The sequence below is a fragment of the Actinomyces acetigenes genome (genome assembly GCF_031296635.1).
In the GTDB taxonomy this organism is placed as follows: Bacteria; Actinomycetota; Actinomycetes; order Actinomycetales; family Actinomycetaceae; genus Actinomyces; species Actinomyces acetigenes.
Map to the genome: position 1 here is coordinate 25,148 of NZ_JASPFC010000026.1, position 15,748 is coordinate 40,895.

The window sequence follows — 15,748 nt, forward strand, 5'->3', positions numbered from 1 at the left end:
ACGAAGTCAATCAGTTTCACTATTGATCGGTACCATCTCCCCATGAACGCAGTCGGCTCACAGGCACCGAGGAGCAAGCGCACTCCTGGGCGGCCGGTTGACGCCGCTCTGGGGCCGGCGATCATGCTGGCCGTGCGTGATCTCCTGGCCGAGAGCGGTTACGCCGCGCTGACGACGGCGGCCGTGGCCCGGCGCGCGGGCGTCTCCACCGCCACCCTCTACCGCCGGTGGCCCACCAAGCGCGAGCTCGTCCTGGCCTCGGCCAGGCGCATGATCGAGACCGGCGTGGCCGACGAGGCTGTAGGCTCCGGCGCCGCCGCGGCCAAGACCTTCGATACCGGTTCACTGCGAGGGGACCTGCAGGCCTTCATCGCCCACAAGAACCGGGCGCTGTCGGGGCCCACAGGTCAGGCGGTGCTGTCTCTTCTGGGCGAGCTGCCGCAGGATCCGGAGCTCAAGGAGCTGCTCCTCGGGGAACTCCTCGCCGCCACTCGCTCTCACCTGGAGCAGATTCGGGATCAGGCCCTGGCGCGCGGTGAGGGCGCCGTCGACCTGGATCCTCATGCCGGAGCCCGGCTGGTCCTGGGGGCGGTCCTCGCCGGGATCGCCTTTACGACCGGGGATGATGAGACCGAGCCATTGTCCGACGTCGAACAGGATCTGCTGCTGCGGGCCCTCGGAGATGAATGACGCTACCCGCCGACGAGGCCGGGACGGGCCCGGAGGGGCGGCCCAGAATCAGCTCGACGAGGCCGCTGCCCCGGCGCTCGCGGCTGCCACGATGGCCATCGTCACGGCCTCCACGGCCCGCTGCACCGCACGCCCCACGGGGCTCTCCCCCGAGATCTCCTGGATCCGGCGCTTGAGCTCCCCGCGGCTGAGACCGGTCTCCTGCTGCGGCAGGATGGTCGGCGCGACCCTGAGCGCCTGCAGGATCGACAGCAGGGCGACATCAGAGGCGGTCGGTGGCTGCACCCCGCGCAGGGTGGCGTCGATGCGTGCGCGCAGGTGCCGCTCGGGGACGGGGTCGAGCGTGGGGTAGCTGGGGTTCAGCGACCCGAACAGCCCGCCGGTGTAGATGCGCACCACCCCGGCCGCCTCCAAGGACTCGGCGATGTGGCGGGTGGGGTTGAGCCTGCCCCAGGACACCAGGGAGGAGAATCGCTTGCCGTTCTTGGCAGGCAGGATCTCCAGGGCTCGGTCCAGGACGGGGTGCCCGGTCGGCTCGGAGCTGACGATGTAGATGCGGGGGCTGCGCTCCTCGGTCAGGCCGATGCGGCCGGCCAGCAGCAGGTCGGTGAGCAGTGCGCCGGTGAGCCCGTAGGCCGGGTACGTCATGCGGCTCTCCGGCTTCCCGGAGTCCTTGGTCAGCAGCAGGAACAGCTCTTCACAGATCAGCATCGCGTTCATGAATCCAGTACAACGCGCCGTCATCGGAATGTGATCCCTCTGGGGTGCGAGATTCGGGCCCGACCCGGCTCCTCCTCGTGGGGGAGGCGCCCGCTCGCCGCCGGCTCGCCTTCTCGGCCGGCCGCGGCCTGCCTCTTGCCCGCCCCGCCTGACCGCGTGGCTGCGGCCGGGCCGTTCGCGCTGGGCGTGCGCTCGGTGGCCGGATGACGCCCGAAGGTGTCGTACCCCCCGTTTAACCTGGGACCATGGCTCGCGCGATTCGGTATGACGACTGGCCGGTGGAGCTCACTGATGACCAGATCATCAGTCGGGTCGGCCACCGGGCCTTTCTGCGCGGTCTGGACTACGCGCGCAAGGGCCGGGTGCGCGGCATCGGCGTCGCCGGGGATGGGGACATCATCACCGCCCAGTCCAAGGGATCGGGCGCGCACACCTACCAGACCATGGCCTTCCGCAAGCAGGGCGCCCGCAGCGCCCCGGCGGCCTGGTCCGGCACCTGCTCGTGCCCGGTGGGCAGCAACTGCAAGCACGTGGCCGCCCTGCTCATCACCGCGCGCGCCCTGGCGGAGGAGGGGCCCGACGACGCCGCCTCCGGTCAGGTCTCCCTCTGGGAGAGCCGGCTGGCCGGCCTGCTGCGGGTGGAGCGCGCCCCGCGCCGTCGGATGGCCCTGGAGATCATCGACGATCCCGGCAGCATGTGGGGCACTCCTGCCGGCCTGTCCATGCTGCCGCTCATTGAGGGCAAGCGCGGCTGGAACCGGCAGGGCGCCTCCTGGAGCCAGATCGCCGCCGGGGGCCTGGATGACGACGTCGACCCCACCGTCATGGGCGTTCTGCGCGAGCTGTCCGGCATGGCCGGCGGCTACGGCTTCTACTACGCCGACGACCGCCTCTCCCTGATGACGGCGCCCGCCCGCGTCTGGGACGTGCTGCGCCGCGGGGTGGCGGCCGGCCTGACCCTCACCACCGCTCAGCGCCGCGGCATGCCCGTCCACCTCGCCGAGGGCCTGCGCGGCGGCGTCCACCTCACCCGCCAGGAGGACGGCGGCGTCGCCATCACCCCCGCCCTGGACTTCGACGACGTCGCGGAGCTGCGCCGCCTGCTGGTCCCCGGACTGCGCCTGAACTTCTCCCTCATGCCGATCGGCGACCCGGTTCATGGCTTCTACACGTGGATGCCCGGGCGCGAGCTGCTTCTCATGCCTCTCGAGCCGCGCCCCACCGAGGCCCTCTCCCGGGTGCTGCTGGGCGACGGCGAGGCCATCACCATCCCGGCCGGGGACGTCGCGCGCTTCGAGACCGAGCACCTTGAGGCCCTCACCCGGGCGCTGCCGGTCCTGTCCGCCGACGCCTCCATCCGCATGCCCCGGCCCACGACGCTGCGCGCCGCGCTCGCGGTCCATGTCGACGCCGCCGAGCACCACCTGACCACTGAGTGGTCCGTTCGCTATGTCAGCGAGGACGGTGAGGTCCGGCACGCTCACGGCCTGCCCGACCTGTCCGCGGCGGCCGAGGGCCGCATCGAGGGCGAGACCGCCGGCCGAGATCTGGAGGGCGAGACTCGCCTGGCCCGCGAGGTCCTCAACCACCTGCTGCCCCTGGCCGGCCAGCACCCGGCCCTCTGGCAGCCCCTCGACCTGCGCGGCATGGCCACGGCCCGTTTTATGACTGAGACGCTGCCGGTCCTGCGCGAGCTGGAGGCCTTCGATGTCGAGGTCGACGACGACGTCCCCGACTACCGTGAGGCCGACGCCGCCCCGGTCATCACCACCAGTGTCAGTGACGACGAGGACCGCCCAGACTGGTTCTCCCTGTCCGTGCGCGTCCACGTGGGCGAAGAGGAGATCCCTCTGGCGCTGCTCATGGCGGCTGTGGCCGCCGGGGAGCCCGAGGTGCTCCTGGAGTCGGGCACCTGGGTGAGCATCGACCGTCCGGAGATCGAGGCCCTGGCCCGCCTCATGGAGGAGGGCCGCGAGCTGGCCGACCCGCAGGCGCAGGGCGAGCTGCGGGTCAGCGCCCTGCACGCCGGCTACTACGAGGTCCTGGAGTCCCTCGGCGTCATCGAACGGGCCACGGCCCGCTGGAAGGAGCGGGTCGGTCGGCTGCTGGAGCGATCGCGCGCCGCCGAGGCCGCGGCCGGGTCGTCCGGCGGGGCCGCTGACGACGCGGGCGCTGGTGAGGGTGCCGGTGATGGGGCGGCCGTGCCCGAGGGGATGCGGGCGACGCTGCGCCCCTACCAGCTCGAGGGCTACCGGTGGCTGGACTTCCTGCGCCAGGCGGGCCTCGGCGGGGTCCTGGCCGACGACATGGGACTGGGCAAGACCGTTCAGGTGCTCGCCGCCGTCCAGCGCCTCATCGAGCAGCGCGAGGAGGCCCAGGGGCGGGAGCCGGTCGACGCCGGAACCGAGTCGGGGGGCACCCCGCAGGACGGGGCAGGCGGCCCGGCCGCTGAGCCGGCCGACGAGCCGGCCGACGAGCCGACCGACTCCGGCGAGCCTGGTGAGCCGGAGGGGAGCGGGCCGGTGCTTGTCATCGCGCCGACCTCCGTCGTCGGTTCCTGGGTGGAGCAGGCCGAGCGCTTCTGCCCGGGGCTGCGGGTGCGGGCCGTGAGGCGGACCGCCGCCAAGCGCGAGCAGACCCTGAAGGAGATCGCGGAGGGCTGCGACGTCGTCGTCACCTCCTACACGATCGCGCGCCTGTGCGAGGAGGAGTTCATCGCCCAGGACTGGGCCTGGGTGGTGTGCGACGAGGCCCAGTTCGTCAAGAACCACACCTCGGCCACCTACAAGGCCGTGCGGCGGCTGCGGTCGCCGTCGACCATCGCGATCACGGGCACGCCGTTGGAGAACTCGCTCATGGACCTGTGGGCGCTCATGAGCATTGCGGCGCCGGGGCTCCTGCCCGACCCGGAGCGCTTCGGGCAGGTCTACCGCAAGCCGATCGACCGTGGGGACGCCGAGGCGCTGGGGCGGCTGCGGCGCAGGATGCGGCCCTTCCTGCTGCGGCGCACCAAGGAGCAGGTGGCCGCGGACCTGCCCGCCAAGACCGAGCAGGTCCTGGCCGTCGAGCTGGGCGCCAAGCACCGCAAGGCCTATGACCAGCGCCTGGCCCGCGAGCGCCAGAGGATCCTTGGGTTGCTGGAGGAGGACACCGCCCAGTCGCGCTTCACCGCGCTCAAGGCGCTGACCACCCTGCGGCAGATGGCGCTCGACCCGGCGCTCGTTGACGGCGGGGACGGGACCGAGCCCGGGGACATCGACACTGCCGGGACTGAGGGGGCCGCGGACGCGGGCGGCGGTGCGGCCGGCGGGAAGGACGGTTCCGGCAAGAGGGCGGCCCGCGGCGCGAGGGCCGCGAAGGGCAAGGCGGTCACCGCCCCCGCAGCGGGCCGCAGGGGGCCGGGGCGGCGGTCGAGCCCGTCGGCCAAGGTCGAGGTGCTGGTCGAGTACCTGGGGCCGATCCTCTCCGAGGGGCACCGCGCCCTCGTCTTCTCCCAGTTCACGCGCTACCTCTCCGGCGTACGCGAGCACCTGGAGGCCACCGGTGTGCGAACCGCCTACATGGACGGCTCCACCCCCAACCGGCAGGAGGTCATTGACGCCTTCCGGGCCGGCCAGGCCGACGTCTTCCTCATCTCCCTCAAGGCCGGAGGCTTCGGGCTCACGCTCACCGAGGCCGACTACGTCTTCCTGCTGGACCCGTGGTGGAACCCGCAGGCCGAGGAGCAGGCCATCGACCGCACCCACCGGATCGGCCAGGACAAGCCGGTCATGGTCTACCGGCTCGTCTCGGCCGACACCATCGAGGAGAAGGTCATGGCCCTCAAGGAGAAGAAGGCCGAGCTCTTCGCCCGGGTCGTCGAGGGGGCCGGTGAGGCCGAGACCGGCGGCGAGGGCGGTACGGGTGCTGCGGTGGGCTCGGGTGGGCTCAGCCCGGCGGCCCTGACCGCCGCCGAGATCCGCGAGCTCATCGAGGGCTGAGGCTCCTTGTGGACGTTGTTGTTCCCAGATTAAGTCTGTAGAGGAGCCGTATATAGTACAAAGATCTGATTAAGACCTAGAAACTTATTCACAGCATCCGTCAAAGGTGCTGTGACCTGCACAGATACCAGCGTCGGCAAGCCCTGTGAATAAGCCTCCTAGTCCTAGGCTGTCTTCCACTGCTTGACTAGTGCGGAGCGTTTACGAAGGCTTCTCGCCTTAGTCGATGTCGTCCTAGTGCTTGCAGTTACAGTCGCTCCAGCTAGACGCATGGCCTCCTCGTAGTAGCGCCGTGCCACGGCCTCATCAGACGAGCCAATCTTGCGCAACTGGTCGCTGCTTGTGCTCAGTGGGGCAGTCGTGGGCTTCGTCGTCCTCGTCATGCTTGCGCTTCCTTCTCGACGGGTCCGCATGAGGTCTATGCCAGTGAGTATGCAACTGATGCGATCCGCGCACACAAGCCTACGATAGCACGGTCCACTTCCGTGAGCGATCCTGCTTCGCGCGCATCGATGTTCAGCATGCCGAGAACCTGCCCGTTTGCGTCGACGATACCGCAAGTGATGAACGTCTCATACTCGATGGGGCCAGAAGGTCTCTGGTAGTGCTTGGGTCGCTCATCCGGGTTGGACAAATTTGGATATAGGATTGCGGTACCCAATTTCGCGGTTTCCCAGACCTCATTACCTGAGGCGTTGTTTTTAGTGTTTCTATTGCTGAATTCGCGATGTGTTCGCATTTCTCGTCCTCGATTTTCGGCGGCGACAAGTTTATTTCCGTCAACGTCGAACCAGACGGCGCGTACTTCATTTTTGGGTGATCCGCAAATACTTCGAACTGTTCCTAAGATTGCCTCCTTGACGAGTTTGAATTCCGGGCCTCTTGTGCCTTTTCCTTGTAGGTCGGGAAGCCCTTCGAGGGCTTGTGGAATATAGCTTTGAAGAAGTCCAACCAATTCTTTCGTGATGTCGTCTTCGTCCTTTTCTTCTCTCTGAACCTCTTTCTCTATCAGTTTCTCGCGGTATGTATTAAGAACTGTGGGGAGCGCCACCGTCGCAACAAACACGATGATTGCAGTACTTCTGGCTGGCCATGAGGAGAGGTGATCCCATAAGGTGGGCAAGAACGCGCCCAACAGTGCTGTTGCGACCGCAGGTATGGTCAACAGTGCCGAGAAAGTTCGTTTATCAAAAAATGTCGCCCTCCAGAAACTCTTTAATGCAGGGCCTGCTTGCAGTGATACATTTGGGGAATTCATATTTCTAATATCCAGGATAAGAGTAGATGGGGATTGATTTTGTGGAGATTGTAGCAGACTGTCTGGACTGTTGTCACGGTGGGGTCGGGTGGTGTTTGCACCGTTGATGATGTCGTTGAGTTTCTCAGTTGGGGTCTGTCCTTTCAAGACGATGCGGGGTCGGCGGTTGAGGCGGTCCTGGATGGCTTGGACCTGGGTGTCGGTAATATCGGTGATGGCTGTGGGGCTGAGGGTGACTGTCGTTGGGCCTTCAAGTGCTTGATCGGGGCGTTTGCTCTCTCGGCCGGCGCTCGTATGCAGGCGATCGGCTCATTGCGTCATCTGGTGTCGGGTCGGGGCTCGGGTTCTTGTCCGGGACCTTGATACCGATGTCGGCCCCGGTGTAGCCCTTGTCCGCCAGGGTTGGCGGCCCCAGTGAGGCCGCCCGGTACAGCGCCGGCAGGGCGTGGGTGCGGGCTGCGACCCGGTCAGTGCGCACCAGGCTGCCGTCCAGGCACGCAAAAGGCTCGCCTCTGCGCCGGAGCCTGTCCAGGACGTCAGTGATGTCGTTGGGAGCCCGCTGGGCGATGACCTCCAGGGCCTCGTGCCGGTACCGGTAGGCAGTGGCCTGCGAGACCCCGCTGTCGCGGGCCAGGACCCGCACATCGGTGCCGTCCTTGAGCCACCGCAGCACCGCCACGGCCTGGACCCAGGTGGTGGCGACCCGTTGGCGGGGTCGGGTGTCGTGGGGGTGGCGGTGGGCGGTCAGCCAGCCGCTGACGGTACGCACGGTAGCGATAGGGACGTCGAGAGTGGAGTGATAGGACACCCTCGCGGAGCCTTTCTTGCGAGCAGGTTTTCTTGATCGAAAACAACTCCGACGCACGGTTCCGCGTGCACCCCGCTCAGACACACCCCACCCCAGTCCTATCCACCCTTCTCGGCGCCACCACCCCCGATGAGAAAACTCCACTGCTACGGGAGGTGACAGGGAAGGGCCGGAACCGCTGGGTCTCCACCGAGACCGACGACGCCTACGGCGGGCACATCTAGTGCGCGATCCGTGCCTCCATCCACATTGCCGGGCGGATCGGCGAAGGCGCGGGCGATCCCCGGGTCCACAGGGCTGGGACTGCAAGTGGTCTCCACAGGGCTGACAAGCCCCCGAGCGCGCAGGCTCGGGGCGGTCCGATGCTGATGGTGCGGGCACGGCGCCCGCTGGGGAGCAGCGGTGCGCTGGTCCCCACCGACCAGAGGAGAACCACCATGAGGAGACCCACCAGGACCACCCTGCGCGCTCTGCGCACCAGTGTGATGCTGGCCCGTCCGGGTGATGCGTCAGCGCTGCCGTCACTCCTGCGGCGACTGGCGGCCAAGGAGGAGGGCATGGCCACCGCCGAGTACGCCATCGGCACCTTGGCGGCCGCGGCCTTCGCCGGCCTGCTGCTGGCGCTCATGCGCTCGGGCAGCTTGAGCGGGGCGTTGCAGTCCATCATCGAGTCGGCGCTCTCGGTGTGATGTGCGGCGTCATCGCAGCAGGTGGGCGCGCTCGCCCCCGAGTGGCCCGGGTACCCGGTGCGGGCCGACGTCGCCGCCCGGGTCCCGCATCCCGCCGGCCCTCCGGCCGCGCGGAACCGCACCCCTCACCTGGTCGCCGGCCCCGACGAGACCGTGGGGCCGGCGGCCAGGACGGGTGTACCGGACGAGGGGAGCAGGGGATGGTGACGGCCGAGACGGCACTGTCGCTGCCCGCCGTCGTCCTCGTCCTGCTGATGGTGCTGGCGGCGGTCAGCGCAGGCGTTACCCAGCTGCGGGTGGCCGACGCCGCCCGCACCGCCGCCCGCCAGGCCGCCATCGGCCAGGGCGACTACGCCAGCGCCGCCCAGCGCGTGGCCGGAGGGGTGAGCCTCGACCTCGAGCAGGGCGAGCTCACCTGCGTCACCGCCGCCCGACCCGTCCCCGGACCCCTGGGTGGGCTGGGTCTGACGGCGCGCGCCCGCGCCTGCACCTACACCGAACCGAGCAGTCCATGAGCCGCCGTGGAGACAAGAGCCGACAGCCGGCCCACACCCCGGATCCGCCAGACCCGCTGGCCTTCGCCGCGACTGCGCTCGCGACCTTGAGTCGGCAGACCGGCGGGCCGCTCAGCCGCCCGGCTGGACGAGCTGTGCGGCAACCAGCCACGCGGGGTGCCTGGGGAAATCGTCCCGGCTGCGACGAGCGCGGCTCGGGGACCGTCTACGCGCTGGGCGTCATCGCGGTACTGCTGGCGGCGGCGCTCGGCATCACGGGCCTCATCCAGGCCCAGAGCGCCACCGGCCGGGCCCGGGCCGCCGCCGACCTCGCTGCCGTCTCCGGTGCCACGGTCCTGTCCTCGGTCATCGCCCCCGGCGACCCCTGCGCCATGGCCGGGCGCGTCGCCGCCGCCAACGGCGCCTCGGTGAGCTCCTGCTCCGTGACCGGCGAGGACGTCACCGTCAGCGTCGTCGTCCCGACGACGATTCTTGGCCGACCCCGCCAAGCCACGGCCCAGGCCCGCGCCGGCCCCGTCGATGCCCTGCCCAGGCCGTGAACCGGCCCGAATCCGGTCGTTGAGACGGTGCGCTGGGGCGCCTGAGGCGTCGAGGACGCACGTTAGCCCTCGACGACGCCTGTCACGGGTACAGTCCGCGAGGTCTACCGTGCGTCCTCGACGGTCGAGACTGGCGAGAACCGGCCTTCACACCGGCGGATGCAGCCGGACCTCAGGCCCAGCCTGACCCGACTCAGCCAGCCCGCCCCGAGCCCACCCCGGCCCTGCTCAGCCCCAGCCTCAGTCCTCGACGGCGACGGTGGCGCCGCCCGCGAACTGGGCCGCGTGGAGGCGCGCGTAGGCGCCGCCGGCCGCGATGAGCTCGTCGTGGTTGCCCTGTTCGACGATGTCGCCGTGCTCCATGACCAGGATGGTGTCGGCGTCGCGGATCGTGGACAGGCGGTGGGCGATGATGAAGCTCGTGCGGCCCTCGCGCAGCGCGTTCATCGCCTGCTGGACCAGCAGCTCGGTGCGGGTGTCCACGCTGCTGGTGGCCTCGTCGAGGATGAGCACGGCCGGATTGGCCACGAAGGCCCGCGCGATCGTGAGCAGCTGGCGCTCGCCGGCGGAGATGTTGGCGGCGTCCTCCTCCAGAACCGTGTCGTAGCCCTGCGGCAGGGCCTTGATGATGTGGTCGACGAAGCACGCCCTCGCGGCGGCCTCGACCTCCTCATCAGTGGCCCCGGGCCGCCCGTAGCGGATGTTCTCGCGGATCGTGCCGGCGAACAGCCACGGGTCCTGCAGGACCATGCCGGTGCGGCGCCGCACGTCGTGGCGCGTCATGGTGGCGATGTCGCGCCCGTCGATGAGGATGCGCCCCCCGTCGAGCTCGTAGAAACGCATGAGCAGGTTGACCAGCGTGGTCTTGCCCGCTCCCGTGGGCCCCACGATCGCGACCGTGTGCCCGGGGTCAACCCGCAGCGACAGGTCCCGGATGAGCTCGACCTCCGGGCTGTAGGAGAAGCGCACGTGCTCCATCTCGATGACACCCGGACCCGTCGGACCCTTCGGCGAAGCCGTCGCGGCGCTGGGGCTGGCCCCCGCGGCCCGGTCGGCATTTGCGGCCTCTGCGGCGTCTCCAGCGGCATCGGCGGTCGCGGTGCCTGCTGCGCCCGAGGCGTCGGCCGTGCCTGCGGGGGTCTTCGGGGCGACGTCGTCGGGACGTTCCTCCTCGGCGTCGAGCAGCTCGAAGATCCGCTCGGCGCTCGCGGTCCCGGACTGCACGGCCGTGGCCATGCCACCGAGCTGGCTCAGGGGCTGGGAGAACTGCTGGGAGTACTGGATGAAAGCCTGCACGTCGCCCAGGCGCAGCGACCCGGAGGCGACCATGGCGCCGCCGACCACCGCGATGGCCACATAGTTGATGTTCCCGATGACCTGCATGATCGGCATCATGATCCCGGAGAGGAACTGGGCGCGCAGCGAGGCCCGGAACAGCTCCTCGTTCTCGGCGGCGAAGGCCTCGCGCACCGAGTCCGTGCGCCCGTAGACCTGCACCAGGGCGTGCCCGGAGAAGGACTCCTCCACCCGGGTGTTGATCTTGCCGGTGCGCGCCCACTGGTGGGTGAAGGCCTTCTGCGAGCGCGGCCCGATCACCCCGAAGACCACGCCCATGAGCGGGAACATGATGAGCGCCACCAGCGCCAGCTTCCAGGAGATCGAGAACATCATCCCCAACACCCCCACCACCGTGAGGATCGCGGTCAGGGCACCGGACAGGGACTGCTGGAGGGTGTTGGTGACGTTGTCGACGTCGTTGGTCAGGCGACTGAGCAGCTCACCGCGCTGGACGGTGTCGAAGTAGCTCAGCGGCAGGCGGTGGACCTTGTCCTCCACCTGGGCGCGCAGCCGGTAGAGGGCCTTGATGGTGATGCGGTTGATGAGCCAGCCCTGGAGCCAGTTCAGGACCGCCGAACCCACGTACAGGGCCAGCACCACCGTCAGGATCCGACCCAGGCGGGTGTAGTCGATGCCTGCGCCGGGGACGACGTCCATGGCGGAGAGCATGGTGGCGAAGTCATCCATCCCCCGCGCCCGCAGGGCCTCAATGGCCTGGGCCTTGGTGGTGCCGGCCGGCAGCATCGTGGAGACCACGCCCTCGAAGATGACGTTGGTGGCCTGGCCCAGCACCTTGGGGGCCGCCACCGCCAGCACGACCGTGCCCACGGCGGCCAGGGCCACGACCACCAGCGAGACCCGGTAGGCGCCCAGCAGCCCGACCATCCGCTTGAAGGAGGGCCAGAAGGCCTCGGCCTTGCCCGGGGGCGGCCCGGCGTGCCTGTCGCCCGAGGACGCCTGCGCCTCAGCGGCCAGCTTGAGGTCCTCCTCGCTGAGCTCGTCGGGGCCGACGGCGGCGCCCGCGCCGCTCCCGGCGCTCTTGCCGGTGTTCCCGCTGGTGTTTTTGCCCATGCGGCTGCTCGCGTTCCTGCTCATGCTGCGGCCTCCGCTCCGAGCTGGGAGGTGACGATCTCGCGGTAGACAGCGCAGGTGGCCAGCAGCTCGGTGTGCGTGCCGCTGCCCACCAGGTGGCCGCCGTCCAGGACGAGGATCTGGTCGGCCTCGGTGATCGTGGAGACGCGCTGGGCCACGATCACCTTCGTGATACCGGCCGTGGCCGGCCCCATGGCCTCGCGCAGCCGCGCGTCGGTGGACACGTCCAGGGCCGAGAAGGAGTCATCGAAGATGAGGATGTCGGGTCGGCGCACCAGGGCCCGGGCGATGGCCAGGCGCTGACGCTGACCACCCGAGACATTCGTGCCGCCCTGGGCGATGGGCGCCTGAAGGCCCCCGTCCATCTTGGAGACGAAGTCCTTGGCCTGGGCGACCTGAAGGGCCTCCCACAGCTCGTCGTCGGTGGCCTCCTCACGCCCCAGGCGCAGGTTGGAGGCCACGGTGCCGGCGAACAGGAAGGGCTGCTGGGGCACGAGCCCCATCTGAGCCCACAGCGCCTCGGGGTCAGCCTCGCGCACGTCGGTGCCGCCGATGAGCACCTGCCCGCTGCTGGCCTGAAGCAGCCGGGCCAGCAGCCGCACCACCGTGGACTTGCCCGACGCCGTCGAACCGACGATCGCCGTCGTCGTGCCGGGCTGGACCGTGAAGCTCACCTCCGCCAGGACGCGGGCGTCGGCGTCGGGGTAGACGAAGGTGACGTCCCGCATCTCAACCGTTCCAGGGGCCGAGAAGGTGTCGACGGCGTCGGGGGAGGAGGTGATGGTCGGCGCCGTTGCCAGCACCTCGCTGATGCGTTCGGCGCACACGGCGGCGCGCGGGATCATGATCGTCATGAAGCTCGCCATGACGATGCCCATGAGGATCTGCATGAGGTAGGACATGAAAGCGATGAGGGTGCCGACCTCCACGTCGCCGTCGCCGACCCGGTGGCCGCCGAACCAGATGACGCCGACGATCGTCACGTCCAGCACCAGCATCACCAGCGGGAACAGCAAGACGAAGAGCTGGCCCACGCGCTCGCCGACCCGGGCGATATCGGTGTTGGCGTCCCCGAAGCGCTCGGTCTCGGCCTCCTCGCGCACGAAGGCGCGGATGACCCGGATGCCGGTGAGCTGCTCGCGCATCACCCGGTTGATGGCGTCGAGCTTGTCCTGGTAGGAGCGGAACAGGGGCAGCATCCGGCCCACGATGAGCCCCACCGCCACGAGCAGGACCGGCACCGACAGCCCGATCAGCCACGACAGGCCCGGGGCGCGCGTGACCGCCATGACGATGCCGCCCACCGCCATGACCGGCGCCGTCACCAGCATCGTGGCACTCATCATCACCAGCATCTGGACCTGCTGGACGTCATTGGTGTTGCGGGTGATGAGCGAGCCCGCCCCGAAGGCGGAGATCTCCCGCTCCGAGAAGCCGCTGACCCGGTCGAAGACCTCGCCGCGCAGGTCCCGGCCCATGCTCATCGCCGCGCGCGCCGCCAGGTAGGTCGCCGCCACCGAGCACACGCCCTGGGCCAGGCTCACCCCCAGCATGAACGCGCCCATCCGCCAGATATAACCGGTGTCCCCGGTGGCCACACCCTTGTCGATGATGTCGGCGTTGAGGGTTGGGAGGTACAGGGAGGCCATCACCTGAGCGAACTGAAGCACCAGGACGCACACCAGCAGCCCCGTGTAGGGGCGCAGGTGCGTGCGCAGTAATCGAAGGAGCATGCTGGGAACGTATCAGTCTCACGTTGCGTGAGGGCGAGCATCTCATGAATATGAGGGAGAGCGTCTTATGAATTTACGTTCATGCCCACGTATGGGGTGGCATCACGTCGCGTCAGGTCTGGCGGCCGGATTGACCGTTTCGGACGACTTTGCCGCTGCTCCTGGGGAGTGCGACTCGCAAAGCAGCAGGTCGAAGCTCAGTTACTTCTGGTTACTGGGCTGGAGGGTGCGTCAAAGTCGTCCGTTCTGGACAGTTCTCGGTGAGCGGGGTCGGCGGTTGAGGGGTGCTGGGGCGCCGCCTCGAGCAGGAGCCGCAGCAGGACGGCGGCCCCGGCCTTGTCCAGGGGCTCGTTGTTGTTGCCGCACTTGGGCGACTGCACGCAGGAGGGGCAGCCGCTCGCGCAGCCGCAGCCCTCGATGACGGCCAGCGTCGCCTCCAGCCAGTCGCGCCCGGCCCGGTAGCCGCGCTCGGCGAAGCCCGCCCCGCCGGCGTGCCCGTCGTGGACGAAGACCGTGGGCGCCCCCGTCTGCGGGTGCAGCGCCGTTGACAGCCCGCCGATGTCCCAGCGGTCGCAGGTGGCCAGCAGCGGCAGCATCCCGATGCTCGCGTGCTCGGCGGCGTGCAGAGCCCCGGGCAGGTCGGTGGGCTCCAGACCCGCCGCCTCGCAGACCTCCTGTGGGATCGTCCACCACACGGCGGCGGTGGGCAGCACGTGCTCGTCCATCTCCAGGGCGTGCTGGGAGACGACCTCCCCACCGGGCAGCGCCATCCGCTGGTAGCCGGTCACCTGACTGGTGACCTCCACCGAGCCGAAGGACCAGGTGATCGCCGTCGTGCTCGGGGGCTCGTGCCCTGCGCCGGAGGCCGACCCCGCCTGCCCGCTGCCGGCTGGACCGGGACCGCCACTGGCCGGATCGGAACTCCCGCCGGAGTCGCCGCCGGAACCGGAGCCTGCATCGGAGACGGCCAGTTCTTCCGGCTCGCGCGCCGACGGCTCACGGCTATCGCCCGGCGTCGTCGGACCCGGCCGGCCCCAGACCTGCTGCTCGCGCTCGGCGATGATGCGCACGCTCGAGCGCGACCGGGCCCGCGTGCGGTAGCCGACCGCCGCCTTCTGCCGCACGAGGGCGACGTCGTCGGCCAGCTCCTCGACCACGTAGACGCGCCCCTGGTGGACGTAGACCGCGCCCTCGTGGACGGTGGAGTCGGCGGCCGCGCCGTCGACTGTGCCGATGACGACGCCCGTGTCGGCCTCCACCACCGGCACCTCGGGCGGCCCGTCGCCGCGCAGGGAGGTCAGGTCCTGGGGCCGCCCGGGCAGGTTGACGTTCCAGAACCAGCCCGTGGGCCGACGCCGCAGCGCGCCCCGACCCTCCAGCTCGCGCAGCAGGGCGTCGTCGGGCAGGCCGAACAGGGCCAGGTCCGAGGCCCGCAGGGGCGCCTCGGAGGCGGCGGCGCACAGGTGGGGCGCGAGCACGTAGGGGTTGGCCGGGTCGAAGACCGTGGCCTCGGGGGCGGCGAAGACCGCCTCGGGGTGGTGTACCAGGTAGGCGTCCAGCGGGTTGTCGGAGGCGATGAGGACGGCCAGTCCGCGGGTCCCGGCGCGTCCGGCCCGGCCCGCCTGCTGACCCAGTGAGACGCGCGTGCCCGGCCAGCCGGCGATGAGGACCGCGTCCAGTCCGGTGACGTCGATGCCCAGCTCCAGGGCGTTGGTGGTGGCCAGGGCCCGCAGCCGGCCCGAGCGCAGGTCGGCCTCCAGGGCCCGGCGCTCCTCGGGCAGGTAGCCGCCGCGGTAGGCCGCCACCGTGCCGACGAGTTCGGGCAGCGAGAGCCCCAGCGTGTGGCGGGCCCGCTCGGCCACGACCTCCGCCGAACGACGCGAGCGCACGAACACCAGCGCCCGGGCGCCCACGCTCAGCAGGTCCACCAGCAGCTCGGCGGCCTCGACGACCGCGCTGCGCCGCGCCGACGGGTCCTCGCCCAGATCGCCCGAGTCGGGTTCGACGCTGCCAGGCGGGGTAGCGCCGCTCGTGACAGAAGGCCGGCCGTGGGCGGCGGAGGCGATGACCTCGGTGCCGGCCTTCGGCGGGGCCTCTGTCCCCGACACGTGCTGCGGGGGCGGCGTGGCTCTGGGGGCAGGGAGACTGTCGCCGTCGGCGTACGCGGGCCGAGGCGCGGTGGGGTTTGGGGAGCTTGCGGAGGAGCTGGTGCCGTTGAGCGCGGCGGGGCTCGGGGAGCCTACGGGTGCCGGACCGCCGTCGCTGGGGACCGGCAGCACCCAGGGGTCGCGCAGGGCCGGCTGCCACAGGGCCAGGGTGCGCTCCCCGGCGGGTGCGCCGTCCTCGGTGACGGCCACGACGTCGTCGGGCTCGACGCCGATGAGGC

At 70.0% G+C, this 15,748-nt stretch carries 11 protein-coding genes; 5 read left to right on the forward strand and 6 right to left on the reverse strand.

Translation table 11 applies throughout. From position 1 onward, the window contains the following. Positions 1-42 precede the first annotated feature (42 nt). Positions 43-690, forward strand: coding sequence for a TetR/AcrR family transcriptional regulator (locus RIV14_RS10205; RefSeq protein WP_143223455.1), 648 nt, complete (start codon positions 43-45; stop codon positions 688-690). A gap of 48 nt (positions 691-738) precedes the next feature. Here the strand turns inward: RIV14_RS10205 and RIV14_RS10210 are convergent, their stop codons facing one another. Continuing rightward, a complete protein-coding gene (locus RIV14_RS10210; RefSeq protein WP_075372457.1) occupies positions 739-1,401 on the reverse strand; it encodes a GOLPH3/VPS74 family protein in 663 nt (220 codons plus the stop codon). 254 nt (positions 1,402-1,655) lie between these two features. Between RIV14_RS10210 and RIV14_RS10215 the strand changes: the two genes are divergently transcribed. Further along, positions 1,656-5,390, forward strand: coding sequence for a DEAD/DEAH box helicase (locus tag RIV14_RS10215; protein ID WP_075372458.1), 3,735 nt, complete (start codon positions 1,656-1,658; stop codon positions 5,388-5,390). Positions 5,391-5,808: 418 nt separating this feature from the next. On the opposite strand, the gene RIV14_RS10220 is transcribed toward RIV14_RS10215, so the two are convergent. Both RIV14_RS10220 and RIV14_RS10225 read right to left on the reverse strand, forming a co-directional pair. Next, positions 5,809-6,795 (reverse strand): GAF domain-containing protein, encoded by a 987-nt coding sequence (locus RIV14_RS10220; protein WP_075372459.1) that lies wholly within the window; start codon positions 6,793-6,795, stop codon positions 5,809-5,811. Between the two features lie 103 nt (positions 6,796-6,898). Next, on the reverse strand, positions 6,899-7,417 hold the full coding sequence (locus RIV14_RS10225) for a transposase family protein (protein WP_143224208.1): 519 nt from the start codon (positions 7,415-7,417) through the stop codon (positions 6,899-6,901). Positions 7,418-7,893: 476 nt separating this feature from the next. Between RIV14_RS10225 and RIV14_RS10230 the strand changes: the two genes are divergently transcribed. The 3 genes from RIV14_RS10230 (at position 7,894) to RIV14_RS10240 (ending at position 9,199) form a co-directional block, all read left to right on the forward strand. After that, on the forward strand, positions 7,894-8,145 hold the full coding sequence (locus RIV14_RS10230; protein ID WP_081381842.1) for a DUF4244 domain-containing protein: 252 nt from the start codon (positions 7,894-7,896) through the stop codon (positions 8,143-8,145). A 200-nt stretch (positions 8,146-8,345) separates the two neighbouring features. Next, positions 8,346-8,660 (forward strand): TadE family type IV pilus minor pilin, encoded by a 315-nt coding sequence (locus RIV14_RS10235; protein WP_075372462.1) that lies wholly within the window; start codon positions 8,346-8,348, stop codon positions 8,658-8,660. Between the two features lie 134 nt (positions 8,661-8,794). Further along, positions 8,795-9,199 carry an Rv3654c family TadE-like protein gene (locus RIV14_RS10240; protein WP_075372463.1) on the forward strand — a complete coding sequence of 135 codons (405 nt, stop codon included), beginning with the start codon at positions 8,795-8,797 and terminating at the stop codon, positions 9,197-9,199. A gap of 240 nt (positions 9,200-9,439) precedes the next feature. Here the strand turns inward: RIV14_RS10240 and RIV14_RS10245 are convergent, their stop codons facing one another. From RIV14_RS10245 to RIV14_RS10255, 3 genes are all read right to left on the reverse strand, one after another. After that, positions 9,440-11,632: an ABC transporter ATP-binding protein gene (locus RIV14_RS10245; protein WP_075372464.1), complete on the reverse strand. Its 2,193-nt coding sequence runs from the start codon at positions 11,630-11,632 to the stop codon at positions 9,440-9,442. Next, the gene (locus tag RIV14_RS10250; protein ID WP_075372465.1) at positions 11,629-13,362 is read right to left on the reverse strand and encodes an ABC transporter ATP-binding protein; all 1,734 of its coding nucleotides are present in this window, start codon (positions 13,360-13,362) and stop codon (positions 11,629-11,631) included. The genes RIV14_RS10245 and RIV14_RS10250 overlap by 4 nt, the downstream gene beginning before the upstream one ends. Positions 13,363-13,559: 197 nt before the next feature. Continuing rightward, positions 13,560-15,748: DEAD/DEAH box helicase (locus tag RIV14_RS10255; RefSeq protein ID WP_309325169.1), on the reverse strand; the 2,189-nt coding region annotated here is incomplete at its 5' end.